Source organism: Flavobacterium pedocola (assembly GCF_053764385.1).
The window spans coordinates 344,698-370,763 of the sequence record NZ_JBSNCR010000001.1 but is presented as its reverse complement, the minus strand read 5'-3'; the positions used below and the strand labels follow the sequence as shown (position 1 = coordinate 370,763).

The 26,066-nt window shown below is 37.5% G+C and carries 21 protein-coding genes; 10 read left to right on the top strand and 11 right to left on the bottom strand.

Annotation, left to right across the window (positions count from 1 at the left end):
• Positions 1-6 precede the first annotated feature (6 nt).
• Entirely contained in the window at positions 7-861 is an 855-nt protein-coding gene (ypfJ, locus tag ACWPKD_RS01765; protein ID WP_455410958.1) for a KPN_02809 family neutral zinc metallopeptidase, read from the top strand.
• Positions 862-927: 66 nt separating this feature from the next.
• Here the strand turns inward: ypfJ and ACWPKD_RS01760 are convergent, their stop codons facing one another.
• The 3 genes from ACWPKD_RS01760 to ACWPKD_RS01750 form a co-directional block, all read right to left on the bottom strand.
• Positions 928-2,463: a YifB family Mg chelatase-like AAA ATPase gene (locus ACWPKD_RS01760; RefSeq protein ID WP_455410957.1), complete on the bottom strand. Its 1,536-nt coding sequence runs from the start codon at positions 2,461-2,463 to the stop codon at positions 928-930.
• Positions 2,464-2,565: 102 nt separating this feature from the next.
• Positions 2,566-4,392: a T9SS type A sorting domain-containing protein gene (locus ACWPKD_RS01755; protein WP_455410956.1), complete on the bottom strand. Its 1,827-nt coding sequence runs from the start codon at positions 4,390-4,392 to the stop codon at positions 2,566-2,568.
• Positions 4,393-6,270: a right-handed parallel beta-helix repeat-containing protein gene (locus ACWPKD_RS01750; protein ID WP_455410955.1), complete on the bottom strand. Its 1,878-nt coding sequence runs from the start codon at positions 6,268-6,270 to the stop codon at positions 4,393-4,395.
• A 263-nt stretch (positions 6,271-6,533) separates the two neighbouring features.
• Between ACWPKD_RS01750 and ACWPKD_RS01745 the strand changes: the two genes are divergently transcribed.
• Complete coding sequence (locus tag ACWPKD_RS01745) at positions 6,534-7,730, top strand: GAF domain-containing sensor histidine kinase (RefSeq protein WP_455410954.1); 1,197 nt, start codon at positions 6,534-6,536, stop codon at positions 7,728-7,730.
• Positions 7,731-7,761: 31 nt separating this feature from the next.
• On the opposite strand, the gene ACWPKD_RS01740 is transcribed toward ACWPKD_RS01745, so the two are convergent.
• The 3 genes from ACWPKD_RS01740 to ACWPKD_RS01730 all read right to left on the bottom strand — a co-directional run bounded on the left by ACWPKD_RS01740 (position 7,762) and on the right by ACWPKD_RS01730 (position 12,545).
• Positions 7,762-9,804: a cytochrome c biogenesis protein CcdA gene (locus tag ACWPKD_RS01740; protein ID WP_455410953.1), complete on the bottom strand. Its 2,043-nt coding sequence runs from the start codon at positions 9,802-9,804 to the stop codon at positions 7,762-7,764.
• Positions 9,804-11,111 (bottom strand): tRNA lysidine(34) synthetase TilS, encoded by a 1,308-nt coding sequence (gene tilS / locus ACWPKD_RS01735; protein WP_455410952.1) that lies wholly within the window; start codon positions 11,109-11,111, stop codon positions 9,804-9,806. The genes ACWPKD_RS01740 and tilS overlap by 1 nt, the downstream gene beginning before the upstream one ends.
• A gap of 147 nt (positions 11,112-11,258) precedes the next feature.
• Positions 11,259-12,545 (bottom strand): anthranilate synthase component I family protein, encoded by a 1,287-nt coding sequence (locus ACWPKD_RS01730; protein ID WP_455411398.1) that lies wholly within the window; start codon positions 12,543-12,545, stop codon positions 11,259-11,261.
• 259 nt (positions 12,546-12,804) lie between these two features.
• Here ACWPKD_RS01730 and ACWPKD_RS01725 point away from each other — a divergent pair, with 259 nt between their 5' ends.
• The 3 genes from ACWPKD_RS01725 (at position 12,805) to ACWPKD_RS01715 (ending at position 16,036) form a co-directional block, all read left to right on the top strand.
• Positions 12,805-14,529, top strand: a complete 1,725-nt coding sequence (locus tag ACWPKD_RS01725) for a tetratricopeptide repeat protein (RefSeq protein ID WP_455410951.1) — start codon at positions 12,805-12,807, stop codon at positions 14,527-14,529.
• A gap of 162 nt (positions 14,530-14,691) precedes the next feature.
• Positions 14,692-15,609 (top strand): DUF4349 domain-containing protein, encoded by a 918-nt coding sequence (locus ACWPKD_RS01720; protein ID WP_455410950.1) that lies wholly within the window; start codon positions 14,692-14,694, stop codon positions 15,607-15,609.
• Between the two features lie 52 nt (positions 15,610-15,661).
• Positions 15,662-16,036, top strand: a complete 375-nt coding sequence (locus ACWPKD_RS01715) for a DoxX family protein (protein ID WP_455410949.1) — start codon at positions 15,662-15,664, stop codon at positions 16,034-16,036.
• A 107-nt stretch (positions 16,037-16,143) separates the two neighbouring features.
• Here ACWPKD_RS01715 and lpdA read toward each other — a convergent pair whose 3' ends face one another.
• The 4 genes from lpdA to ACWPKD_RS01695 form a co-directional block, all read right to left on the bottom strand.
• On the bottom strand, positions 16,144-17,547 hold the full coding sequence (gene lpdA / locus ACWPKD_RS01710) for a dihydrolipoyl dehydrogenase (protein ID WP_455410948.1): 1,404 nt from the start codon (positions 17,545-17,547) through the stop codon (positions 16,144-16,146).
• 171 nt (positions 17,548-17,718) lie between these two features.
• Complete coding sequence (locus tag ACWPKD_RS01705) at positions 17,719-17,916, bottom strand: hypothetical protein (RefSeq protein WP_455410947.1); 198 nt, start codon at positions 17,914-17,916, stop codon at positions 17,719-17,721.
• A gap of 28 nt (positions 17,917-17,944) precedes the next feature.
• Entirely contained in the window at positions 17,945-18,118 is a 174-nt protein-coding gene (locus tag ACWPKD_RS01700; RefSeq protein ID WP_455410946.1) for a hypothetical protein, read from the bottom strand.
• An 85-nt stretch (positions 18,119-18,203) separates the two neighbouring features.
• The gene (locus ACWPKD_RS01695; protein ID WP_455410945.1) at positions 18,204-18,662 is read right to left on the bottom strand and encodes an Lrp/AsnC family transcriptional regulator; all 459 of its coding nucleotides are present in this window, start codon (positions 18,660-18,662) and stop codon (positions 18,204-18,206) included.
• Between the two features lie 180 nt (positions 18,663-18,842).
• Between ACWPKD_RS01695 and ACWPKD_RS01690 the strand changes: the two genes are divergently transcribed.
• The 3 genes from ACWPKD_RS01690 (at position 18,843) to ACWPKD_RS01680 (ending at position 22,921) form a co-directional block, all read left to right on the top strand.
• On the top strand, positions 18,843-20,048 hold the full coding sequence (locus ACWPKD_RS01690) for an aminotransferase class I/II-fold pyridoxal phosphate-dependent enzyme (protein ID WP_455410944.1): 1,206 nt from the start codon (positions 18,843-18,845) through the stop codon (positions 20,046-20,048).
• 172 nt (positions 20,049-20,220) lie between these two features.
• Positions 20,221-22,389, top strand: a complete 2,169-nt coding sequence (locus tag ACWPKD_RS01685; protein WP_455410943.1) for a DPP IV N-terminal domain-containing protein — start codon at positions 20,221-20,223, stop codon at positions 22,387-22,389.
• 169 nt (positions 22,390-22,558) lie between these two features.
• On the top strand, positions 22,559-22,921 hold the full coding sequence (locus ACWPKD_RS01680) for a nuclear transport factor 2 family protein (RefSeq protein WP_455410942.1): 363 nt from the start codon (positions 22,559-22,561) through the stop codon (positions 22,919-22,921).
• A 33-nt stretch (positions 22,922-22,954) separates the two neighbouring features.
• On the opposite strand, the gene ACWPKD_RS01675 is transcribed toward ACWPKD_RS01680, so the two are convergent.
• Positions 22,955-24,655 carry an amino acid permease gene (locus ACWPKD_RS01675; protein WP_455410941.1) on the bottom strand — a complete coding sequence of 567 codons (1,701 nt, stop codon included), beginning with the start codon at positions 24,653-24,655 and terminating at the stop codon, positions 22,955-22,957.
• A gap of 313 nt (positions 24,656-24,968) precedes the next feature.
• Here ACWPKD_RS01675 and ACWPKD_RS01670 point away from each other — a divergent pair, with 313 nt between their 5' ends.
• Together ACWPKD_RS01670 and ACWPKD_RS01665 are read left to right on the top strand one after the other, a co-directional pair.
• Positions 24,969-25,412: a hypothetical protein gene (locus ACWPKD_RS01670; protein WP_455410940.1), complete on the top strand. Its 444-nt coding sequence runs from the start codon at positions 24,969-24,971 to the stop codon at positions 25,410-25,412.
• 37 nt (positions 25,413-25,449) lie between these two features.
• Positions 25,450-26,043, top strand: a complete 594-nt coding sequence (locus tag ACWPKD_RS01665) for a suppressor of fused domain protein (RefSeq protein ID WP_455410939.1) — start codon at positions 25,450-25,452, stop codon at positions 26,041-26,043.
• Positions 26,044-26,066 lie beyond the last annotated feature (23 nt).

The following is a 26,066-nucleotide window of genomic DNA, read 5'->3' as shown; positions in this document are numbered from 1 at the left end:
AATAATATGAAATGGCAAGGACGACGTAAAAGTGATAATGTTGAAGACCGAAGAGGTATTTCAGGAGGTCAAATCGCAGTTGGTGGCGGTGTTATTGGTATAATTGTTTTACTGCTTAATCTTTTTGGCGGAGAAAACGCAAAAATGCTTACACCGGTTTTGGAACAGATGCAGCAAAACCAGCAACCGGCTCAGACAGAACAGGCAGAACTCACACCGGAACAAAAAGAACTGGGTGATTTTGCCTCGACAGTTTTTGCTGATACGGAAGATATCTGGCATAAAATATTTGAAGAAAACGGCATGACCTACGAAGAACCTAAGATGGTACTGTTCACCGGTCAGGTTCAGACGGCTTGTGGTGGAGCAACTTCTGCATCAGGTCCTTTCTATTGTCCGGGAGACAAAAAGGTATACATGGATTTAGATTTCTTCGAAGAATTACGAACCCGTTTTGGAGCCAAAGGTGGTGATTTTGCCATTGCTTATGTAATTGCACACGAAGTTGGCCATCATGTCCAGACGCTTTTGGGAACTTCCGGAAAAGTTCGTCAGCTACAGGCCGGGAAAAGTGAAGCCGAAGCCAATAAGCTTTCCGTTTGCCTGGAATTACAGGCTGATTTTTACGCAGGGCTTTGGGCACATTACAATCAGAAATATATCGAAGCCGGCGATATCGACGAAGCTTTGAGTGCTGCCAATGCCGTTGGAGACGACGCCATTCAAAGTAAAATGCAGGGACATGTCGTACCGGAATCCTTTACCCACGGAACCTCCGAGCAACGTATCAAATGGTTTACCAAAGGATTTAAATCCGGTGATATAAAACTGGGCGACACTTTCGCCGAAGAACTTGATTAAAGAAATTTTACTAATAAGAAAATCGGGACTATCCCGATTTTTTTTATTGTAAACTGAGACTGAAAACTAACCAAGCCATCCTTCCCTATCCAGGCTCCTGTATTGAATCGCTTCCGAAATATGATTTGAATTGACAGTATCACTTGCTTCCAAATCTGCAATGGTCCTGGAGACTTTCAAAATTCTGTCGTATGCTCTTGCGGATAAATTCAGTCGTTCCATGGCGGTTTTCAGCAATTGCAACGAGGTTTCATCTAATTTACAATGTTCGCGGATGTGTTTCGTCGACATTTGTGCGTTGTAATGGATACTGTCCAGTTGCTCAAAACGTTTTGATTGTATTTCCCGTGCATTTATAACTCGCTTGCGGATTTCCACACTGCTTTCTCCGTTTTTTACTTCTGATAGTTTTTCAAAAGGTACCGGTGTCACTTCAATATGGATATCAATCCTGTCCAAAAGCGGCCCTGAAATTCTGTTCAGATACCGTTGCATTTCGGCAGAAGATGTACTAACGGGAGCATCTGGATCATTAAAATAACCGCCGGGACTTGGATTCATACTGGCTACCAGCATAAACGAAGACGGATAAGTAATCGTAAATCTTGAGCGGGAAATCGTCACTTCCCTATCCTCCAAAGGTTGCCGCATTACTTCAAGGACATCTCTTCTAAACTCAGGCAATTCGTCTAAAAACAAAACTCCGTTATGAGCCAGCGATATTTCACCCGGCTGCGGATACGAACCTCCTCCTGCAATTGCAGAACACGAAGTATTATGATGCGGACTTCGGAACGGTCGTTGGTTCATCAGGCCGATATCTTTTATCTTTCCGGCTACGCTGTGAATTTTTGTAGTTTCCAGAGCTTCCTTTAAGGTCATTGGCGGTAAAATACTGGGCAAACGCTTGGCTAACATTGTTTTACCTGCACCGGGTGGTCCGATAAGAATTATGTTGTGGCCTCCGGCTGCAGCGATTTCCATACAACGTTTTATGGACTCCTGCCCCCGCACTTCAGCAAAATCAAATTCGGGAAAATCGAGGGTTTTATAGAACTCTTCACGGGTGTTGACTATTGTGGGTTCTAGCGATTGTTTTCCGTTAAAAAAATTGATTACTTCCAGCACATTTTCAACACCGTAAACATCTAATCCGGAAACAATTGCAGCTTCTTTTACGTTTTGTTTCGGCAGAAAAAAGCCTTTAAAACCTTCCTCTTTAGCCTTAATCGCAATGGACAAAGCTCCTTTTATGGGCTGTAAACTTCCGTCTAGAGAAAGCTCTCCCATAATCACATATTTATCCGTTTCCTCCGATTTTATCTGACCGGACGAAACCAAAATACCGATGGCAAGGGTTAAATCGTAGGCAGAACCTTCCTTACGCAGATCGGCAGGCGCCATATTGATGGTGATTTTTTTCCCGGGCAGTTCGTACCCGTTGTTTTTCAGAGCGGCAGCAATCCGGTAACTGCTCTCTTTAATGGCATTATCCGGTAATCCTACCAAATGATAGCCAATTCCTTTATCAATATTGACTTCTACGATAATAGTTGTGGCGTCTACTCCGAAAACGGCGCTTCCAAATACTTTTGTTAACATGGCGTATAAATTTTCAGTAAAAGTAGTTTTTTTCTTATAAAAAACAAAACCTATAACATGAATGTTATAGGCTTGCTGAAAAATGCATTAAAACCACTTGTTTTATTCTTTTATTACCTTTTTGGTATATACTCCATAATCAGATTTTATTTTCAGAAAATAAATTCCTGACGATAAATTACTTATATCCATAGTATCAATTCCTTCATTCTTTTCAATGAGTTTTACGCCATTTATCGAAAACAGTTCAATTTTTTCAATTGCAATATTCTGAGAATAAGCGATATTAATTATTCCATTGGTTGGATTCGGGTAAATCTTAATATCATTCTCAAATAACTCATCAATTCCCAATGCAATCGCGTTGTTTAAATAATCCGGTAAATTTGGATGTGTTGGATCCGAAAAATCATCTAATGGATTGTGATTGTTATTATGATCTTCATTAATGGTTAAAACTCCGTCGTTATCATCGTCATTATCTAAATAATTTGGAATACCATCATTATCCGTATCATCATTTTCAATAAAACCATTACCATTAACATCTTCATCAAAATCCTGAATGCTATCGCCATCACTGTCAATAAAACACAAATATTTTTTATAATAATTTGACGATAATTGGAAATTTGTTTTAACAAAGGTTCTGGATGTTTTAGTTGTGGAATACTGCAGGTTTCCTAAAAACACTACATAGCTGTCAAAAACAAAAGCGTTATTCCCATAACTTAATGTATTTATTGTAGAAGGATTATTAGTAATTGTTAAGTCATTAATTTTAACTCCTGTAGCACCATTGATTTTCATAATTCCCCAAGCACCCGGCGAATAATTTGCAGATCCGTAATACCCTGTTGCAAAAACATCGCCATTGCAATCAACATCGAACGAGAAAACACCTTCGTTAGTCCCGGTTACTCCTCCTGGGATTGGAGCACCTGTAAAAGTCATATGCTGTGAGTTACTGGTCCATGCGACTGATGCATTTCCTAAATTAATTTTTACAATTTCGAAAGAAGTATATGTTGATCCTACATACATATGTAAGAAGCTCAGGAATAAAGAATTATGCTTGAACTTATAATCCGAAATATATCTTTCATATGCAATATTATTGATACTCCAAAGCTCATTCCCTGTTGACGAATCAATTTTAAACATATCAATAGTATTTCCTCCACTTAAAGCATAAATATTATCAAGGTCGTCTAAAAACAATTTATTTACATTAGGCAAGGTTGCACCGGTAACCGTATTATTGTATTTTTTTTGCCATAAGGTATTTTTCATGTTAAAACCATTCACCTTGGTAATCATTAAGTCTGTATTTGTGTTATACAAATTATTGGTTGCATAGATAATGTTACCTTTCGAATCTTTGGCAATTTTCAAAGAACTGCAATATCTGTCTGATGTCGAATTCAGCTGACTAAATCCATTTGATTTTTGAATTATAAATGTCTTAAACCCAGCTGCGGTTCCGCCATTGTTATCTTTTATCCCCGTACAGAAAAATATTCTGTTGCTATCGTATTCTAAAAAATCCGGCGCTATATCATCATCCGAACCGATAATCGTAGATCTCCATGCGACCTGACCGTTTGCCGGATTGATTTTTACAAGTTTTGTATTGTTCCCTGTAGACTGCGATGAGGCAAGCTGCATTAAAATATACACATATCCATCCGAAAACAATTTAATCCCGTTAGCATAAAAATGTGTTCCGCCCTCGTTAATTCTCCACAATTCATTTCCCTGTGTATCTATTTTTGTTACGATAGAAGCACCTGATGATGTTCTCCCAGTAATTATTATACCATCATTCACTTTTAATGAAGTAACCATTACATCGCAACTATTCTGCGAAAATCCTTCATTACCGATAAGTATGAAAAAAAATGCTAAAACTATTTGTATACTTTTCATTTAGTTGATTGTTACGGTTTTTGTTAGTTGACATCCTTGAGAATCAGTAATTCTAGCCCAATATTGACCCGGAGCAGTAACATTAATTGTGTTTGTAGTTTCGTTTGTTGACCATAAAACCGTAGTTCCCTGAATCATTGGGACTGACAGTTTTTTAAAATTGGAACAAGTTGAGTTTTCCACATTAATTACAAAATCCCCTAATTGAAAAACATTTAAAATTGTTGCAACATTATTGCCGTAATTATTATCGGGTTGGTTATTGGGTTTAGAAACATAAAAATCAAATCTGTCATAAAAAGTGTTTTTATTTATCATACAATTATTTAACGAGACCTGAATTGTCTGATTCGGTAAAATAGTAACGTTGTATGGTGTTACATTTCCTCTGAATTTATTAACCGAACACTCTATTTCAAAGCTATTAACCGTTAAAACGGAATTGTTTTTGATTGATAAAACCACTCCCGAATCCTGGCAGGGAATATTTGTTGGTGAAGCAATAGAAACGATTTCCAAATCCAGGTATGTATTCACATCCATATTAAACTCATCTGCACCAATATCAGGGGTTACCGTATTTCTTGCCTGATTGTCAATATCAGAAGCTACAGCTGCTAAAACCATTCCGGTTCCATCTAACATAAAAGCATTTGGAGTATGGAAATCTGTATTGGACACATAAACATCTCCAACAACTTTACTGTTTAAATCTTTGTTTGAAAAAGCCTTCCATTGCTGCACGTCATAGTAAAAATCTTCACCGGTATATTGTGTAAAATATTGAATTGCTTTAGATTCTTTGCTAAAGGCATTATTATCACATCTGAACTTGTTAAAATCTATACCGCTGTAAACCCTCATATTCGGATAAAACTCAGTGGAATTAAATACATTGTTATACACATTTAAAGATTCAGTATAGGCGGTAGTTACCAAACCTAAACCATAACTGTCATTACTTGAAAATGAGTTATTATATACATTGATATTTTTAAAATTACTGGTAATTGCCGTACTTGTTTTTGTCGAAACAAAATTATTTTTAAAAGTCAAATTGGCTACCTCGGCAGCTGTTCCCCACATATATATAGAGAAAGAAGTTCCTATACTCTGACTGGTTGTAAAAATTTTATTATTCGAAATAACATTGTTTCCTGCCAAAGAACCTGCTTCTAATGCTCTGTAAACATCTTGTGATGTGTAAATATTATTGTCAACCAATAAATTTCTCACCCGTGAAACATAGATAGGAGTGATTGAAGTGAATCTGAAAGTATTACCGGTAATACTCAAATCATTGGTATAAGCATAGATGGAGTTATTCGATTTAAAAACAGCTGTCCCGTATCCATAAAAAGTATTGTTGGCAATGTTTATCTGATCACCGTTTACAACTATATAGGAACTTGAAATCCTATTAGATTCATTCCAATTATAATAATCTAACGAAGGTGTAGAACCTCCGGAAAAAACACAATTTGAAACCGTGATATGATGTACCCCATTTGCCATCACAATCCCTTTAGTATACATGTTTAAGTTATTGATTATAATGTTATTAGCATTACTACCAATCGAAAAACTTCCACCGGGGTTACTCTGTACAGTCGGGTTTTCAGACTGAAAGGTTATGGTATTAGTAAGTGACGTCCCGGTTATATTGGGAATACTATATGTCGAAGGAAAGGCAGATGAAAAATCTTTAATATTAAATACTACCGGACCTGAAATTCCATTAGCGACTAAATCTTGTATCGCACTTGTAACCGTTGGGTAATTTGAATTTGTAGGGCCAATTGTATAAGTTCCGTTAAGCTGTGCATTAGCATGACTTAGAAGAAAAAAAAATGCAATCAGGAAAAGTTTTTTCATCATTTTTTAATAAAGAGAATAATGGCGCAAAAGTAATTTTTTTATTTGTTAAATACTATTCACAAAACATTCATTTATATAGATTTTTCTTACTACGGTTATTTGTGAATTTAAAGGCAAAAAAAATCGTAATCCTTTCTGATCCTTATTTAATTCTCATTTGACGGATTAAACCATAACACAAGTCGAAAAAAAGGTGATTCTGCGTTATATTTTATGAAATCTCACTAAATTTATATAGTTATTTAACTAACACTCAATGTGTTATGAGCCTTATACTTAGCATCGACGAAAGAGCAAGGCTGGAAATTTTAAGAAGTTATGAAATATTGGATTCTGAACCGGAAATAGAATATGATGATATTACTTTTTTAGCTTCAAAAATTTGCAATGCGCCTATCTCATCAATTACCCTGGTTGATGAAGAAAGGGTTTGGGTTAAATCCAAAGTAGGCTTTGACGATTATGTGGATGCTCGGGAGACTTCATTCTGTTCTCTGGCCATCACAAAACCCAGTGAAGTTGTTGTGGTACCAAACATCAAAAATAATCCGGAATTTAATGAAATGGGACTTGTCAATGGATTTGAAGACGGTGGTTTTTATGCGAGTGTGGCACTGAAAGATCCGTCCGGCTATACATTGGGCGTCTTATGCGTAGCGGGCCACGAGCCAAAAGAAATGTCCGAAGACCAAATTAAAGGACTGAAAATACTCGGAGGAAAAGTCTGCAAGCTGCTTGAAATGCGCAAACATAATCAGGCACTTGATCAAAATAATCAACTTCTTACCCTTAAATACAATGAATTGGAGCAATTTGCCAATGTAGTTTCTCATGATATTAAGTCTCCGCTTAACAACATCATTTCCTTAATTATGCTCTTACGGGAAAAAGACCAGGATCGTTTTAATGGTGAAGAAAAAATATATCTGGACTATTTAACAAAATCCTCCTATCAGCTTAAGGATTATGTGGATGCACTACTGCTTTACTATAAAAGTGGCGAATTTCATCCGAAAAACGACAAAATAGTTCTGTCCGAATTGCTGGAAAAAATAATTACCCTTGTCGATCCTAACCATGACCATGTTTTTGAAATTCCGGATCAATCCTTTGTAATTACCACAAACGCTGTTGCCCTGGAACAAATACTCATAAACCTTATCAGCAACGGGATAAAATACAACAAACAAAGTTTCGCTAAAATAACGGTAACCTGTAAAGAAACCGATAATCAGGTCATTATTTCCGTAAAGGATAACGGAACCGGCATTGAAGCTGAAAACCTCGATAAAATTTTCAACATCTTTTCCACCTTAAAGAAAAAGGACCGTTTCGGAAACTACGGTACCGGAATTGGTTTGGCCACTGTTAAAAAAATAACCGAAAGCCTCAACGGAAAAATTCAGGTTCACTCTGTTATAAACGAAGGAAGCGAGTTTACACTATCTTTTGATAAATAAACCCGCTTCATAATTTTTTATAAACTGAAGATTATTTGTGGAATTCAGCAATTCCGCTTTCCAGCCATGCTTTGTATTCCTGGATTTCCGGAGTATAACCAACCGGTTTCACTAGATTGTTTTCATTAAAATCCATCAAAACATAATACGGCTGGACGTTGGCTTTGTATTTAGTAATTGCCAAATCACTCCATTTCTTACCATAAGTGGTAATTTCTTTACCGTTTTTGTTGGTGTATTTTTCATTTTCCGGTAGCGGTTCCTGACTGTCTACATATAAAGAAATTAAAACCACTTTATCTTTAAGGATCGGTAAAATTTCCGGTTTAGCCCAAACCAGTTCTTCCATTCTTCTGCAGTTTGCACAAGTATTTCCTGTGAAATCCAGCAATATTGGTTTGTTTACCGATTTTGCATATTCCATTCCCTTTTTATAATCCTTAAAGGCAACAATATCGTGTGGACCAAAATGAGCTCCATCCGGTAAATTGGAATGATTTTCAGAAGTTCCTCCTCCTTTTGAATTTCCAACACCGTATGGACTTTCACTATACGTCATTGGTGGGGGGAATCCGGAAATCAGATTTAAAGGCGCTCCCCATAAACCGGGAATCAGATAAACCGTAAACGATAACGATACAAGTCCTATCAACAACCTCCCCACTGATATATTAGTCATTGGGCTGTCATGCGGCAATGAAATCTTTCCGAACATATAAAGCGACAATCCTGTAAAAACTGCAATCATTATCGCTATAAACACTTCTCGTTCCAACAAGTGCCACTGCATTACCAAATCTGCCATTGACAGGAATTTGAACGCTAATGCCAACTCTATAAAACCAAATACAACTTTCACCGTATTAAGCCATCCGCCTGATTTTGGTAAATTCCCCATTAAACTCGGAAACAAGGCAAATAACATAAAAGGCAATGCCAATCCTACACCGAAACCTAACATAGCAATAGTAAGCAATGTAGCACCTCCGTCCGTAGATAAAACACTACCGATAACCAATCCTAAAGCCGGTCCTGTACAAGAGAAAGAAACAATGATAAGCGTTAATGCCATAAAGAAAACCCCAACTATTCCTCCTAAATTGGAGGCGCTGTCTGCTTTGTTGGCCAAACTTGAAGGCATTGTAATTTCAAATGCACCCAAAAACGAAATGGCGAAAATCACAAAAACCGCAAAAAAGAACAGGTTCAGGTAAACATTTGTAGAGATTTCATAAAAAATATCAGGGCTTAAACCTTCAATCAAATGGAAAGGAACCGAAATCAGAACATAAATCGCTATAATGAACAACCCGTAAAACAAAGCATTCAGTTTTCCTTTGGTTGCATTTCCTTTGGCACTTTGCTTAATGAAGAAACTAACCGTCATCGGTATCATCGGGAACACACAAGGTGTAAATGTCACCAAAATACCCGCCAGCAACGTCATAAAAAACAAACTAAGCCCGTCTTTCTTTTCTTCTTTTTTGTCTTCTGTCTTATTATCTGATGACGCTACTGTTTCTTTAACTTCCGAAGATGATGTTGAATCTGTAGCAACAGCTGTTTGTGTAGCAGCTGTATCAACTGATGTCGCCGTTACAGCCACATCCGAAGCTTTAACAGCCATTGGCGGTAATTTGAACTCGAAGGTTTTGTCCTGCTGGATGCACGATTCTTTACAAACCTGGTATTCAACATACACTGAAATCGATTTCAGGTTCGGATTGGTAATTTTTACGGTTTGTCTGAATTGCGCTTTGCCTTCAAACATATATTCGTCTACCTCGAAAACATCACTGTAGACTTTTTTGTATGGGCTTTCTTTTGTTTTTCCGACTAATTCGTAGTTTCCTTTGGTATTTTTATACTCAAAAACAGATGGAGACGAACCGCCTTCCGGAGTAAACTGCGAAAACATATGCCATTCATGCTCAATAGAGGCATTGAACACCAAAACCACTTCATTGTCAGACTTTTTTTCTACTGAAGTTTTCCAGGAAACCGGATCAAGTATTTGTGCCTGAGCACTTATGAAAGTAAAAAATAAGAGTAATAGGGCGTAAAATCGTTTCATTACTTTAATTCAAATTTTATAATAGTTTGTGTTGTTTCTGTTACTGAAAATCGTCTGTCCGCACGGCTTCCGACTATCCAGACAATTTCTTCCCCGGAACATAAAAGCCAGGTATTTTCTTTTTCGATCAGTGAGAATTTTTCATCTTTGAAATACTTACTGACCTTCTTTTTACCTGTCATTCCGAAGGGGTAAAAATAATCACCTTCCTGCCATTTACGAAATACCAGCGGAAACTTTAACGAATCTTTATCAACAAAGATACTCCCTGAACTTCCTGAAACTGTAACATTTGTTACATACGAAATTTCCATAGCCTTTGGATGTTGGATTTCCGTTACATTTTCGTCAAGGAAAAAAGGCATGGAATCTTCAGGTGATTTCGCCTCTAAAATAAGGACTTCCCTGTCTTTCAAAAGCCGGTGTGTTTCGGAAAAAACCTGTTTTCCGGATTGTGCTTCGGTCAAATCGTAAATGTCTTTCCAGGCTGTGAATCCGAAAGGTTTTAACCATTGGTACAAATAAGCCTGATAATTAGGTAAAACTCTTAATTCAGACAAATTAATTCTCTTCTGAAAATTACTGTCTTCCACTACTTTCCGATACACGATTTCAGAAGCATCATCCACCATGGAATTCGACTGTTGCAGATTTTCCAGGGTTTGCTGAAAGGAATGTAATAAATTCGGATTCAATTCTTTTAAAACCGGAACCACATCATGCCGCAGCTTATTTCTCAGGTATTTATCTGATGCATTGCTCGAATCTTCCCGCCATTTTACAGCATTTTCTTTAGCATAACTTTCGATTTCCTCCCGTGAAAAAATCAATAAAGGACGGACGATCTTTTCATTTTGCTGCGGAATTCCGGTCAATCCTTCCAATCCTGTTCCTCTGGTCAGATTAATCAAAAACGTTTCAAGCGAATCATCCAAATGATGGGCTGTCAACAGATAATCAAAGCCTTCATTTTCCATAAGTTCGCCAAACCATTCGTATCGAAGCTGACGAGCCGCTAGCTGAATGGACAGTTTATGTGAATCGGCATATGTTTTTGTATCAGAATGTTTTACAAAAAAAATTATACCTGAATTTCTACAAATCGTTTTTACAAAATTTTCATCACCATCACTTTCTTCACCTCTCAAATTAAAATTGCAGTGCGCCACAGCAATATCGAAACCGGACTGCTTAAAAAGAGACAACAAAACCATACTGTCAATCCCGCCACTAACTGCAAGCAGCAACTTTTTCCCTTTAAGAAAAGGAAGGTTTGTATTGATATGATCTTGAAGTTTTTGAAACATTTTTATCAGAGATAAGTCAAAAGGGAAAAGGGATAAGTTTTAAATAGCTCATTCCAATCTTTTGATTAACGAATTTAGCATTTTTTCAATTTATAAAATGTCTTTTTCTTGTATCATGCATCTTGTCTCTTGCATCTTGTTTCTCTTCTAACTCAAAACCTCCCGCATCGCTTTCGCCTTCAACAAACATTCTTCGTATTCATTTTCCGGTTTCGATTCGGCAGTAATAGCACTTCCTACGGAAAAAGAAACGTATTGCTCTTTCGAATTATACAAAATACTGCGAATCACCACATTAAAATCGAAATCGTTGTTTGGCGTGAAATAACCAATAGCGCCACTGTATAGACCACGTTTGGTAACTTCCAAATCTTCAATAATTTGCATGGCGGAAATTTTTGGCGCCCCGGTCATACTTCCCATCGGGAAAGTCGTTTTGATGATTTCGATGGGCGAAGTCGATTCGTCAACAGTGGAAACCACGGTAGAAATCATTTGATGCACTTGCTTGAACGTATAAATACCACAAAGTTCCTCAACTTCCACAGAGCCTTTTGTAGCGGTATGGGACAAATCGTTTCGGACTAAATCCACGATCATGATGTTTTCGGAACGTTCTTTTGGGTTTTCGGACAAGTCGCTTTTCGATTGATTGTCCAACTGCTCGTCGAACAAACGCTTGGCGGTGCCTTTTATCGGCTGTGAGATTATCTTCGTTCCTTCTTTTCGCAGGTACCGTTCCGGAGAAGACGACAACAGGAAATGGGTATTGTTTTTAAAGAAAGTCGCAAATGGCGGTTCTGAAATAGCATTCAGTTTTTGATAGATTTCAAACGGATTGATTTCCGTACGTTCCGCAAAAAACTCCATGCAGAAATTCGCCTCATAAATATCCCCACGATGAATGTGAGCAAGCATCTCGTTCACCTTTTCAAGATATTTTTCTTTTGAAATTCGCTGCTGAATCTGAACTTCTGTAATCTGCAATCTGCGTTCTGCAATCTTATTTTCAATCTCATTGAAATCCTCCTCCAACTCGTCATCACACATGTTCAGGTAACAGATTTCCAATGCATTGCCCTTTAACAGAAACAGTTTTTTAGGCTGAAAAAAGAACAAATCGGGAAAGTCTAATCCGTCTAAATTATTGGAACTGAGTTTCTCTGTATCGTTTTTTAAATCGTAGGACAAATAACCGAACAGCCAGTCTTTGGTTTCCTGCTGGTATTGTTTTAAATCCTCGAAAGCGTTGTGATAATCTGTTTTTATGGAGGTAAAAGCATCACAGGCCAAAACACAGTCGTAACTTCCGTACTGCTGCGGATAGTTGTTGCTGTCCAGGAAAACTATTTCCCGGTATTGCTGTGCCCAATCCAACAAATTGTTTTTGAATTGATCAGGAGCTGCAATTGGTTTTAAAACAGAGGTTCGCAAGGCTTTTATTTTGATAGTAAAATTACGGTTTACCGATAACCTGACAAAGAAAATAAAGAAAGTTCCCAAAAATGCCATGACTTTCCCGTCAGCCCCGGTTGGAGCGATCTCGTTTTAATAACGAGATAAAGCGGAAAACGGGATAATGGATTACTGATAAAACACTGCCCATCCGCTCCAAAAAACACTTACAAAAACAAAAGTAACTCATTGATTTTAAGTAACTTTATATAGCTTTTCACATTTAAAAAATGCTGCTATGAAAAACACAATTGCCTTCGTAATGTTTGCATTTGCCCTATTGCTTTCCTGCAAAAAAGAAGCGCCGGAACCTAAAGAAGCGCCGAAAGCTGCTGCCAACAGTATGAGTTGTGCGCCGCCGGTGGTTGATGCAAAATGGTACGAATCGGATAATACTGCACCCATCTTCAAAGGAATGGATGTGATTGATTATAAGATTACTACCAAAAAACCGGAAGCTCAAAAATACTTCAATCAAGGTCTTGCATTAGCATATGGTTTTAATCATGCGGAAGCGGCTCGTTCCTTTTATTATGCCACAAAACTAGATCCGGAATGTGCCATGTGTTTTTGGGGTTATGCCTATGTATTAGGACCGAATTACAATGCTGGTATGGAACCAGACAATTACGAACGGGCATACAAAGCAGTACAAACGGCTTTAAAAGTCAGCGAAAAAGCTTCAGAAAGCGAAAAAGCACTGATACAGGCGCTTTCCAAACGTTATGTTGCAAAACCGGTGGAGGACCGAAAAAACCTCGACATTGCTTATTCCAACGCAATGAAAGAAGTCAATGCAAAATTTCCTGATGACATCAATATCAATGCTTTATATGCCGAATCGGTGATGGATTTACATCCGTGGGATTTGTATGAGAAAAACGGAAAACCAAAAGCCTGGACGCCTGAAATTGTAAGTCTATTTGAAAAAATACTCAAAAAAGAGCCAAAACATATTGGTGCCAACCATTTCTATATACACGCTGTGGAAGCTTCCAATACACCGCAAAGAGGATATGCATCGGCCAAATTTTTTGATGATGGGAATGCAAAGGCGTTTGGTCATTTGGTGCACATGCCTTCACACATTTACATCCGTACCGGTGATTATCACAAGGGAACCATGGCGAACATCAATGCCTGCAAAGTGGACAGTGCTTACGTTACCATGTGTCATGCGCAAGGTGCTTACCCTCTGGCCTACTACCCTCATAACTATCATTTTATGGCAGGAACGGCAGCCTTGGAAGGCAATTCGAAATGGGCCATGCTGGGCGCGAATGAAACCTCTAACCTGGTGCATCCTCAAAACATGATTCTTCCGGGACTGGAAACCTTACAGCATTATTATGTAATTCCTTATTTCGTAGCCGTGAAATTCGGGAAATGGGACGATATTCTGAAAATGAAATTAGTGTCCGACACTTTGAAATATCCCAAAGCCATCTCGCATTATGCCAAAGGAATGGCCTATTTAGGAAAACACGATCTAAAAAAAGCCAAAACAGAATTAATGCGTCTTGAAGTTATGGCCAACGATAGAGATTTGGAAAAAATGACCATCTGGCAAATCAATTCGATGAGTTCGATTGTGAATATTGCAGCTAAAGTCCTGAAAGCCGAAATTTTAGCCTCAGAGAAAAATTATACGCAAAGCATCCATTTATTACAAAAAGCCACTGTTATTGAAGACGCACTGAACTACAACGAACCGCCGGATTGGTTTTTCTCGGTACGGCATCATTTGGGAGCGGTTTTAATCGAAGCCGGTCTGTACAACGAAGCCATCAAAGTTTACAATGAAGATTTAAAACAATTTCCTAAAAACGGCTGGGCGCAACACGGTTTGAAACTGGCCTATGAAAAACTCAACAATAAAGCAAAAGCAGCTGAAATGGAGCAGCTTATTAAAAAAAGCTGGGCAACAGCCGATGTAAAAATTGTGACCTCCAGAATCAAGTAAAAACTCCAAAACAAATATTTTATTGTGTAACCATTTTTTTGAAATTATGGCACGCTTTTTAGTAGGAATACTTATGTAAAAACTACTAAAACCAATTCGTATTGACTGAAAATTACTATTTCAATTTCGTACTTAACATTAACCTTTAAAATAGTAATTTTTATGAAAACCATTCCTCGAATTGGGTTGGCGATCCTGTTGTTGGGTCTTGCCTATTCCTGTAAAGAAGCAAGTGAATCAAAAGCTGAAGAAGTTGCCACAACGGAAAGTCTCTCGGAAATGAGTGACAGTACTGCAGCGGTAATGTCGTCATCCGCAGCCGTTGAAAAGAAAAACAGTGACCGTAAGTTTGTCCGAACAGCCGATTTGCAGTTCAAAGTAAAAAACGTTGCCAAATCAACCTATAAAATTGAAGACGTAACCAACAGAATGGGTGGATTTGTTACATATACAAATTTACAAAGCCAAATCAATGACAAAGAAGAAACCCGGGTGAGCCAGGACAGCATATTGGAAACTGTTCGATATACTGTTGAAAATGAAATAACCATTCGTGTACCGAACACCAAATTGGATACTTTATTAAAATCCATTGCTTCCGAAGTGGATTTCCTGGATTCGAGAGTCATTAAAGCCGATGATGTTACTTTACAGCTCCTGGCAAACAAAATGGCGCAAAAAAGAAGCTCATCCACAGAAAACCGTATCGAAAAAGCAATTAATGAAAAAGGCAAAAAACTAAACAATGTAATCGATGCCGAGGAAAACCTGGCAGCTAAGAAAGAGCAAAATGATACAGCAAAATTGAACAATCTTTCCTTAAACGATCAGATTAATTTCAGTACAGTTTCCATCAAATTATATGAGCGTGAAGCTATTAAACATGAATTGTATGCCAGTGAGAAAAGCATCAATAAATACAGACCGCATTTAGGCTTACAGATTTGGGAAAGTATGAAAACCGGTTGGTACATGCTTGAATCTGTCATTGCCTTTGTTGTGCAGCTTTGGGCTTTGATTTTAATTGCTGTTTTAGGTTACATCGGATACAAAAAGTTAACAAAAAAGAGGGATAAATAGTTTAATTATTTTCTTACATTTGGTTTGCTTAACCATTTAAAACCATGTAATTATGAAAATTGCAGCTCTTATTGTAAGAATTCTGATTGGTGCCCTGTTATTGTTTGGCTCTATCGTCTATTTCTTAAAATTGTTTCCAGAACCTGTTTTGACCGGAAATCTTAAAACTTTTAATGAAGGATTAGCAGCCTCTGGTTATTTAATGAACTTAGTAAAATCAGTTGAATTGCTTTGCGGATTGGCTTTTGTAAGCGGTTTTTTTGTACGATTGGCCAATTTGGCTTTATTACCGATATCTGTAAATATTATATTGGTTCATCTATGCTTAGATCCAGCCAATATTGGTGCCGGAGCCTTTTTGTTTCTGGGAAATATCTTTTTAATTTACAGGCACTGGGACAGTTATAAAGGAATTTTGAAACCCTAATACTATTTATTTCACGCAGATAAAGCGGATTTAGCAAATTAGAAAAACTATAAACATAAAGAGGCTGCAAAAAATGCAGCCTCTTTTTTCTATATTCTATTATCTTATTAAACGTGTAATGCTCTATTATCTGTAGCGGCTAATGCAGCTTCTTTAATAGCTTCCGCGAACGTTGGGTGTGCATGAGACATTCTTGAAATATCTTCAGCCGAAGCTCTAAATTCCATAGCTGTTACTGCTTCTGCAATTAAATCCGCAGCTCTTGCACCGATAATGTGAATTCCTAAAACTTCGTCTGTTTTAGTATCAGCTAAAATTTTCACGAAACCATCGTTATCTGCACTTGCACGAGCACGTCCTAAAGCTTTGAATGGGAAACTTCCCGCTTTGTATGCCACACCGGCTTCTTTTAATTGCTCTTCAGTTTTACCAACTGCGGCTACTTCAGGCCAAGTATAAACCACACCAGGGATTAAGTTATAATCGATGTGAGGTTTTTGTCCTGCTAAATATTCGGCAACCATTACTCCTTCTTCTTCCGCTTTGTGGGCTAACATAGCACCACGAACAACATCACCGATTGCATAAATATTAGAAGCGGATGTCTGTAAATGATCGTTTACTTCAACTTGTCCTCTTTCAGTGATTTTTACTCCAGCTTTATCTGCGTTCAAACCGTCTGTATAAGGACGACGACCTACAGATACTAAAGCGTAATCTCCTTCTAAAGTAATTACTTCACCTTTTGCATTTTCTGCCTTCACCACTACACCTTCACCAGCTCTGTCAACTGCCTGAACTTTGTGAGACGTGTAGAATTTCATTCCCTGTTTCTTAAGTACTTTAGTTAATTCTTTTGATAAACCACCGTCCATACCCGGGATGATTCTATCCATGAATTCCACTACGGAAACCTGAGCTCCCAAACGTAAATATACTTGTCCAAGCTCTAAACCGATAACACCACCACCAATGATTACAAGGTGTTTAGGAACTTCTTTCAGTTTTAAAGCCTCTGTAGAAGTAATGATTCTTTCTTTATCAATTTTGATAAAAGGCAACGAAGATGGTTTTGAACCTGTTGCAATGATTGTATTTTTAGCTTCCAGTTTCTCTACGGAACCATCTGCTTTTGTTACATTGATTGTAGTTGCGTTTTCGAAAGATCCAACGCCTTCAAAAACTGTGATGTTATTTTTATCCATCAAATACTTAACACCTCCTGAAGTCTGATCTACCACAGCCTGTTTGCGGGCAATCATTTTTTCAAGATTAACTTTCACATCTCCGGAAACTTCAATTCCGTGGTCTGCAAAGTGTTGTAATTCTTCGTAATGGTGAGAAGATGCCAATAAAGCTTTAGACGGAATACAGCCAACGTTAAGACATGTACCTCCAAGTGTAGCATATTTTTCAATGATGGCCGTTTTCATCCCTAATTGTGCGCAACGGATTGCCGCTACATAACCACCAGGTCCTGAACCAATAACAACTACGTCAAATGAACTCATAGTATTTATTTTATGTTGTGTTTTTAAAAATTTCGTCGCACAAAATTAAGGATTTTTGTTTACACAGAATGCGTTTATTTACAAAATAAAGCCTTAGTTTTTTAAATACTGAATTTCAAATGAACATAAAAAAAGGCCTAAAATTAGGCCTTTCATTTTTTTTCAGATCAATTAGATCGAATCATTACAAGTATAAACCTGAGGACATGCAATATATTGCATACAGTAATAAGGTCCTGTTACTGCACCACTGCATGAACATCCGCAAAGGGATAAATCCGGATTCCCTTTTCCTGATCCGTTGATTGCTTTAAGGTTTTCTGTTGATAACACTTCCGCTCCCGCGATGTTTAAAAGTCTTGATTTCATAATAATAAAGTATTAATTGATTAATAAATTAAGCGTTTTGCTGTGCACAAGGATCTATAAAACAAGGCGAGCAGTATTTAGGAAGCGGTTTTCCACAAATACAGTGGCACTCTCCGTGATTAGGAGCACCTCCGTTAATTGATTTCTGATTGTCTTTTGTCAATACTTCCGCTCCGGGAATGTTTAAAAGTCTTGATTTCATAATAACTTGTTTTTTTGATTAATAAAACGCTAAAGTAATCCTTTATTTACAAATTAAAAACAAAATCCAACAAAATTGTAATCTTTTACATATGAAAAGCTGTAGTGCTTTTTACTTCACTAATCATAAAAGTACTGTGCGTACTTCCAATATGCTCTAAGGTAGTGAGTTTGGTTACCATGAACTCACGGTATTCTTCCATGTCCTTTAAACAGATTTTCAGAATATAGTCATAATCACCGCTTACGTGAAAGCATTCCAATACCTCATTCAGCTTTACAACTTCCTTTTCGAACTGATTGATAAACTCGATTTTATGCTGTGTCAGCTTTATATGGCAGAAAACCACAAAACCTTTATCGATTTTATTTCGATCCACCAAGGCTACATAATTTGAGATTACACCTTCCTTTTCCAGTTTTTTAATTCGCTCATAAACAGCGGTAACCGATAAATTCAACTTCAGGGAAAGCTCTTTAGTGGTCTGCTTACTGTCTGTTTGTAAGAGTTTTAGCAGTTTCTTATCAATAGCATCAAAATTCATAATCGAAAAAAATTTGGTTAATGCATCAAATTTAATACTTTAAAAGAAATTACAACTATTATTATTAATTTTATTAGAATAAAAAACTAATTATATGGCAATATATTGATATAATTTCTAAAATACCTTTACTTTGATTTTGATATGACTACAACAAACAACCTACTAAACAAAATTGAAATGGAAAAATTCAACCCGGCAGACAAAATTCAGGACTTACAATACTTTGGAGAATTTGGAGGTGTAAACCCTTCGATTTCTGACAGTTCTACGTATACATTCCTTTCCGCTAAAACCATGTTCGATACTTTCGAAGGTAATGCTGAAGGCTGTTATCTGTATTCCCGTCACTCTTCTCCAAGTAATCTATACCTTGACAAAGCTTTGGCTGCCATGGAAGGAACTGAAAGCGCTAATGTTGCCGCTTCAGGTATGGGGGCCATCACACCTACTTTATTACAGTTATGCGGAAATGGCGACCACGTGGTTTCCAGCCGTACTATTTATGGTGGAACTTACGCTTTCCTTAAGAATTTCGTTCCAAGAATGGGAATCAAAACAACTTTCGTAGACATCACCAAACTTGATGTTGTGGAAGCTGCCATTACCCCAAACACAAAAGTAATCTATTGCGAAACCGTTAGTAATCCTTTATTGGAAGTAGCAGATATTGCCTCGCTTGCCAAAATCGCGAAAAAACATAATGTAAAATTAGTGGTGGACAATACCTTTTCACCTTTATCGGTAGCGCCTGCAAAATTAGGTGCCGATATTGTAATCCACAGTTTAACAAAATACATCAACGGAAGCAGTGATACGGTTGGTGGTGTGGTTTGCGCTTCTCAGGATTTCATCAACAGCCTGAAAAATGTAAACGACGGAGCCAGCATGTTATTAGGACCAACTATGGATAGTTTGCGTTCTGCTTCAGTTATGAAAAATTTACGTACCTTACATATCCGCATGAAACAACACAGCCACAATGCACAATATCTGGCTGAGAAATTTGAAGCAGACGGCATCAAAACGGTTTATCCGGGATTAAAATCACACCCAAGTCATGAGATCTACAAAACAATGATCAATCCGGAATACGGATTTGGCGGAATGATGACTATCGATGTTGGATCACTTGATAAAGCCAATGCTTTAATGGAATTGATGCAGGACAGAAATTTAGGGTATTTAGCAGTGAGTTTAGGATTTTACAAGACTTTATTCAGTGCGCCGGGAACTTCAACTTCTTCTGAAATTCCACTGGACGAACAAAAAGAAATGGGCCTTACCGACGGATTGATCCGTTTTTCCATCGGTTTGGATAACGATATTGAGAGAACCTATGCAATGATGAAAAATTGTATGCAGGAACTTTCGATTTTAAATTAAGTTTTTTAGTTTTTTAGTTAGTAATCCGCCTCTGAGTACTCATTGGCGGATTTCTTTTTGTAACAAAATAGAATAATTTGTAACTAATTGATGTATCAATCATTTTTTTAAGAACTAAAACAGTTCAAACAAGTCAACATTGTATAAATTAGCGCTTTAAAATTATCACTTAATGAAAAAGTTTACTTTATGCTTTCTTCTTGCAGGTTCGGCGGCTTTGGCGCAGCAGAACTTTACCATAGAGGAAACAGTAATGGGCGGAAGAAAATACGCTCCAACCAATCAAACAGCCCAGAAATGGCGTAAAAATTCAAAATCGATTACGTATTTAAGCTCCGATTTTTCATCATTATTGGAGAAAAGTGCTGCAAGCGCATGGAAAGAAACAACGCTGGCCACTAAAGCTGAATTTGAAAAAGCATTAAAAGCAAAAATTTCTAACGACGAATTTACGGTACGCATGTTTCCTTTTGACATCCAATGGAAAACTGCCAACACCTTTGAAACGGAAGTAGCCGGAAAAAACAACAATTATAAAGTAACTTACGATGTGGTTACCAAGCAAATCACAAACACAATTGCTTATTCCAACGAGGGTGCTCAGGCAAAATTTGCTTCCAACGGAAATGTGGCGTGGTTAAAAGACAACAACATCAGAATTACCGCTAACGGAACTGTAACTGAAGTAACCAACGATCAGAACCCCGCAATCGTAAACGGTTCGGATTATGTGCACCGTCAGGAATTCGGAATCGACCGCGGAATGTGGTGGAACGAAGCCGGAACCCAATTGGCATACTACCGTAAAGATGAATCGATGGTAGGCAACTACCCTCTTACGAACTGGAATGATCGTGAAGCAGCCAATAAAGATATCAAATATCCGATGGCCGGAATGACCAGTGAAAATGTGACTTTGGTAATTTACGATGTAAAAACCGGAAACAAAGTTACCATTCAAACCGGTGAGCCTAAAGAACAATATTTAACGATGGTTTCCTGGGAGCCAACCGGAAAACATATCTATATCGGTTTATTGAACCGTGAACAGAATCACCTGAAATTCAACAAATACAATGCTGCAACAGGAGCTTTTGTAAAAACGTTGTTTGAAGAGAAAGCAACTACTTGGGTAGAACCACAACATGCTTTAACGTTTGTGCCGAACAACCCGAACCAATTTATTTACCAAACTGATTTCTACGGATTCAACCAAATGTATCTGTACAACACCGATGGAAAACTATTGAAAAACCTTGGTTATAAAGATATTGTTGTAAAAGAACTTTTAGGTTTTGACACCAAAGCAACAAAAATCAACTACATGGGAACTGCCAATAACGGTTTAGACAAACAGTTATACCAGGTTGATCTTAAATCCGGGAAAACGGTTCAGTTGACTACTACTTCCGGTATGCACTCAGCTATGGTTTCTTCAGATGACAGCATGATTTTGGACCAGTACAGCAATGTGACTACGCCAAACGAAATTTCGGTTATCGATATAAAATCCAAAAAAGCCACGAATTTAATTAAAGCTGAGAATCCATACACCGGTAAAATCAACATGCCGAAAATGGAATTGGTAACCATTACTTCCGCAGACGGAAAAACACCTTTAAACGGAAGAATTATCTATCCAGGTAATTTTGATGCTACTAAAAAATATCCGGTAATGCTTTATGTTTACGGAGGATCGCACGCGCAATTGGTGAACAACCGCTGGATGGGCGGCGGTGGCTACTTCGATTATTACATGGCACAACAGGGTTATGTGGTTTTCACCCTGGACAACAGAGGAAGTGATTCCCGCGGAAAAAAATTCTGTGATGTAACCCACCGTCAGTTAGGTGTTAACGAAATGGCCGATCAGATGAAAGGAATTGAGTTCCTGAAAGCAAAATCGTTTGTTGATGCTGATAAAATTGGTGTTTTCGGATGGAGTTTTGGAGGCTTCATGACTACCTCATTAATGACCAATCATTCCGATGTGTTTAAAGTTGGTGTTGCCGGCGGACCGGTTATCGACTGGAAATATTACGAAATCATGTACGGGGAGCGTTATATGGATATGCCTCAGGAAAACCCTGAAGGGTATGCAAAAGCTTCCTTATTGGACAAAGTAAAAGACTTAAAAGGCCGTTTGTTGATCATCCACGGAGCTCAGGATCCGGTTGTGGTACAACAACACAGTATGAATTTCATCGAAGCGTCCATCAAAGCCGGAAAACAGGTGGATTATTTCCTATATCCTAACCACGAACACAATGTGGGTGGTAAAGACAGAATCCACATGTACGCAAAAATCGCTGATTATTTCAACGTACACCTTAAAAAATAGGTTTCATACTTTATACCTGTTTCACCAAAAAATCCGTTGTCAAAAGCAACGGATTTTTTATTTTATTATGTCCAATTTAACATTCAAATCTATGTTAAAGTACAACCAATACTTTACTATTTATCTGAACTTTGTAACAGCAATTGTTTAATCTAATAAATAAGTCATTATGGAAACACAGATTATTGAATTGGAAAAAAAATATTGGCAGGGAATGGTAAACCACAATTATGAAACGGTAAAAAACCTCACTCATTTTCCCTGTATTGTAGCCGGTAAAAATGGCGTACAGAGTATCGATGAAGCCACTTTTAAAAAAATGTTTGATTCAAGTGCTCAAACAGCATTAAAAGTAGGGAAGTTTACGGGAGTAGAAACGCAGGAAATCAATAAAAACATTGCCGTCATTGCCTATCATGTAGAAGTGGAAACGGGCGGCAAAAAACAAAACTGCGCCTGTAGCTCTACCTGGGTCAAAGAAAACAATAAATGGAGTTGTTCACTCCATACTGAAACAGAGTTATTGAACTAAACAAAAATCCCGATTTACATCGGGATTTTCTATTTAATCTTCTAAAGTCGGTTCTATTTTATTGAACTTGAGTTTACTGTTGTTAAAACCATAACAGAAATAGAATACTAATCCTATTACCAACCAAACCCCGAACCATTTCCAGTTGGAAACTGCCATTCCGGTTAACAGGTAACAACAGGAAATCAATCCTAAAAGCGGGATTAGGGAAAGGTTTTTCATAAACGCAATACCAGCCATCACAATACATAAAATGAAAAATACTACCATCGAGATGTTCGTTGCGAATTTATCTCCTGAGAAATCAAATGTATCAGCGAAGAACGTAGGGAATAAATAATTCACCAACAATCCTGAAACCAGTACCAAAACAGGGAAAATGAACTTCGAGTTGATATAAGGAATTCTGAATTTACCATTGGTTTTACGTTCTGCCAATTCCGCTTCGCTTTGTGGAGACAGCATCAATACGCCGCCACAAACCAATACGAAGGCAAACAAAGTCCCGATGCTGGTAAAGTCTAATACGAAGTTCTCATCTGTGAAGAAAATTGGCAAACCTACCACACAACCCGTAACTATTGTAGCAAACCCCGGTGTTTTATGTTTTGGATGAATTTCAGAAAATTTCTTAGGCATTAAACCGTCACGGCTCATGGTCATCCAGATACGCGGTTGTCCCATCTGGAATACCAACATTACACTGGTCATGGCCACTACTGCTGCAATCGATACAATAAACAACATCCATCTCACGCCTTTTAGAGCGAAAATTTCAGCTAACGGATCACTTACCCCTAATAAATTATAGGAAACCATTCCAGTCAGCACCAAAGCTAAAATAATATATACTACCGTACAGATAACCAACGAATAAATCATTCCTTTCGGTAAATCACGTTGCGGATTTTTAGACTCTTCGGCTAAAGTGGAAACCGCGTCGAAACCGATATAAGCGAAGAAAACCGCTGAAACCCCGGCCATTACACCTCCGAAACCATTTGGCATAAACGGTGTCCAGTTGTCAATATCCACATAAAAAGCACCAACGATAATAACCAAAACGATAATTATCAATTTGATTAAAACCATTACATTACTGACGTTTTTCGATTCTTTTGTACCCTTATAAACCAAATAGGTGATTAATAAATTAATAACTACCGCCGGCATATCAAAAATCACTTTCAGATTACCGATCATTGGAGCGTTCTGCCAGGCAGTAAACCCTTCTCCTACTTTGTTTTCAAGGAAAGCCGAATGCGCCGACTGATAATTTATTGTTAACCATTCCGGTAAATAAATATTAAAACTTTCCAATAAATTCGTAAAATAACCGCTCCAAGAAAAAGCAATATAAATGTTACCGATGGAATACTCCATGATCAACGCCCAACCGATAATCCAGGCAAACATTTCCCCGAAAGAAACATAGGCATAAGTATAAGCACTTCCTGAAACCGGTACGCGTGAAGCGAATTCAGCATAACACATGGCAGTAAAACCACAGGCAATGGCACAGATCACATACAATAAAATTACACCGGGACCTCCTGAAAAGCAAGCATTCCCAATAGCGGAAAACGTTCCTCCCCCAATAATGGCAGCGATTCCGAAAAAGGTTAAATCGCGAACGGTAAGTACTTTATGCAATCCGGTGGAGTGATCACCATCTCCTCCTTGTTTTAATATGGTTGTAGTAGATTTTCTTCTGAATAATTCCTTAAAAGACATAAATAGTTTCCCCTTGGTTTGGTTTGTTAATTTTAGGAAAACAAATATATGAAACCCATTGAATTAATGCCTATAACGGAAAGAATTTTATCATTTTATGGAGCATGACTTTTTAAAACCGCAATAGGTCTCCACTTCTGTAGGAGACAATTTAGAACTCAGGTTATCATTTCATTTTAAACATGCACTCAAAAATGTAAATTCTGCGCAATGAAGTACATTAATTCTTACATTTGAAATCATCATCAACGGCAAAAGTTCTATGGATGGTTTGGATATAAACGATTTCCCAAGAACAGATAAACAATAAAAAATGGAAAACTACATTAATTTGATAATCGAAGTTTCATACGACAATTTACCGGTTGACGACAATTGGAAATCATTCAAAATAACAGCTAAAGCCATCTCAAAATTTCTTGAAATAGAAGCTTTCTATACCGATCAGGACAACCAAGTTTATTCTTTCGACCCAAAATATCCTTCTACGGAAAACAACAATGAGGATTTAACCTTTCTTTTTATGAATTTAAGAAAAGCTGTTTATGACAAAAACACTGATCGAGGTACATGGTACACTGCTGAATTTGAAGTAAATCCCGACGGTGAATTTTCAGTACATTTCGAATATGACCGCAAACCGGAATTTAGCTATGAACCAAGTGACGACAAATACATTGATGATCTTAATCGTTTTCCCAGGGAAAATCAGTATGTTCCGGATTGGTTTAAAGAAATTAAAAATAAAGTATCCTAAAAGTATAACTTCTTGAATTTCAAAGTAATAAAATCAAATGAAAACCATAACATCACAGACCAATATCAATCTTGCCAGAGCCATTGCTACTACCATAGGTTTAAACCCGAATATTTATACCTATTACGATGATAATCAATCAAACAGTATCGATATTTTAGAATGCACGGATCCGCTGGATAATGAAAACCGTTTTTTCTGCACTATCGGCCTTTCGGATTTACCCGTGAGGATTTATGAGGAAGCACAAGATTTTGGTGCTGAAATTTTCATCGTAGCCAAAGCAGAAAACGAATTTGCTTCCAGACTTCTTTCCACTTCCTCCTTTTTCATAGGAAAAGACCATTGGGAAGCAAGGCCCGGCGCAGTCTTTAATGATTTAATCGGCTTATATGACAAGACTCTGGAAATGAAACATCTTTATTTCACAGAACCTTTCCTCTGGCAAGACAAACTGGAGCAAATATCAGCAAAAATTGAAGAAAAAAATGTTTTGTTCTTACTGGCCGTTCCCATTTCGGAAAAGGAATTGTCCTATAAAGAAGAAAACGGAGATGAGGCTTTGGAAACGTTACTTTTCCGCACTAATAAAATAGATTTGCTTGATTTTAACAGAAATTCAGTTCTTTAAACTGAAATCTTTAATCAAACAAA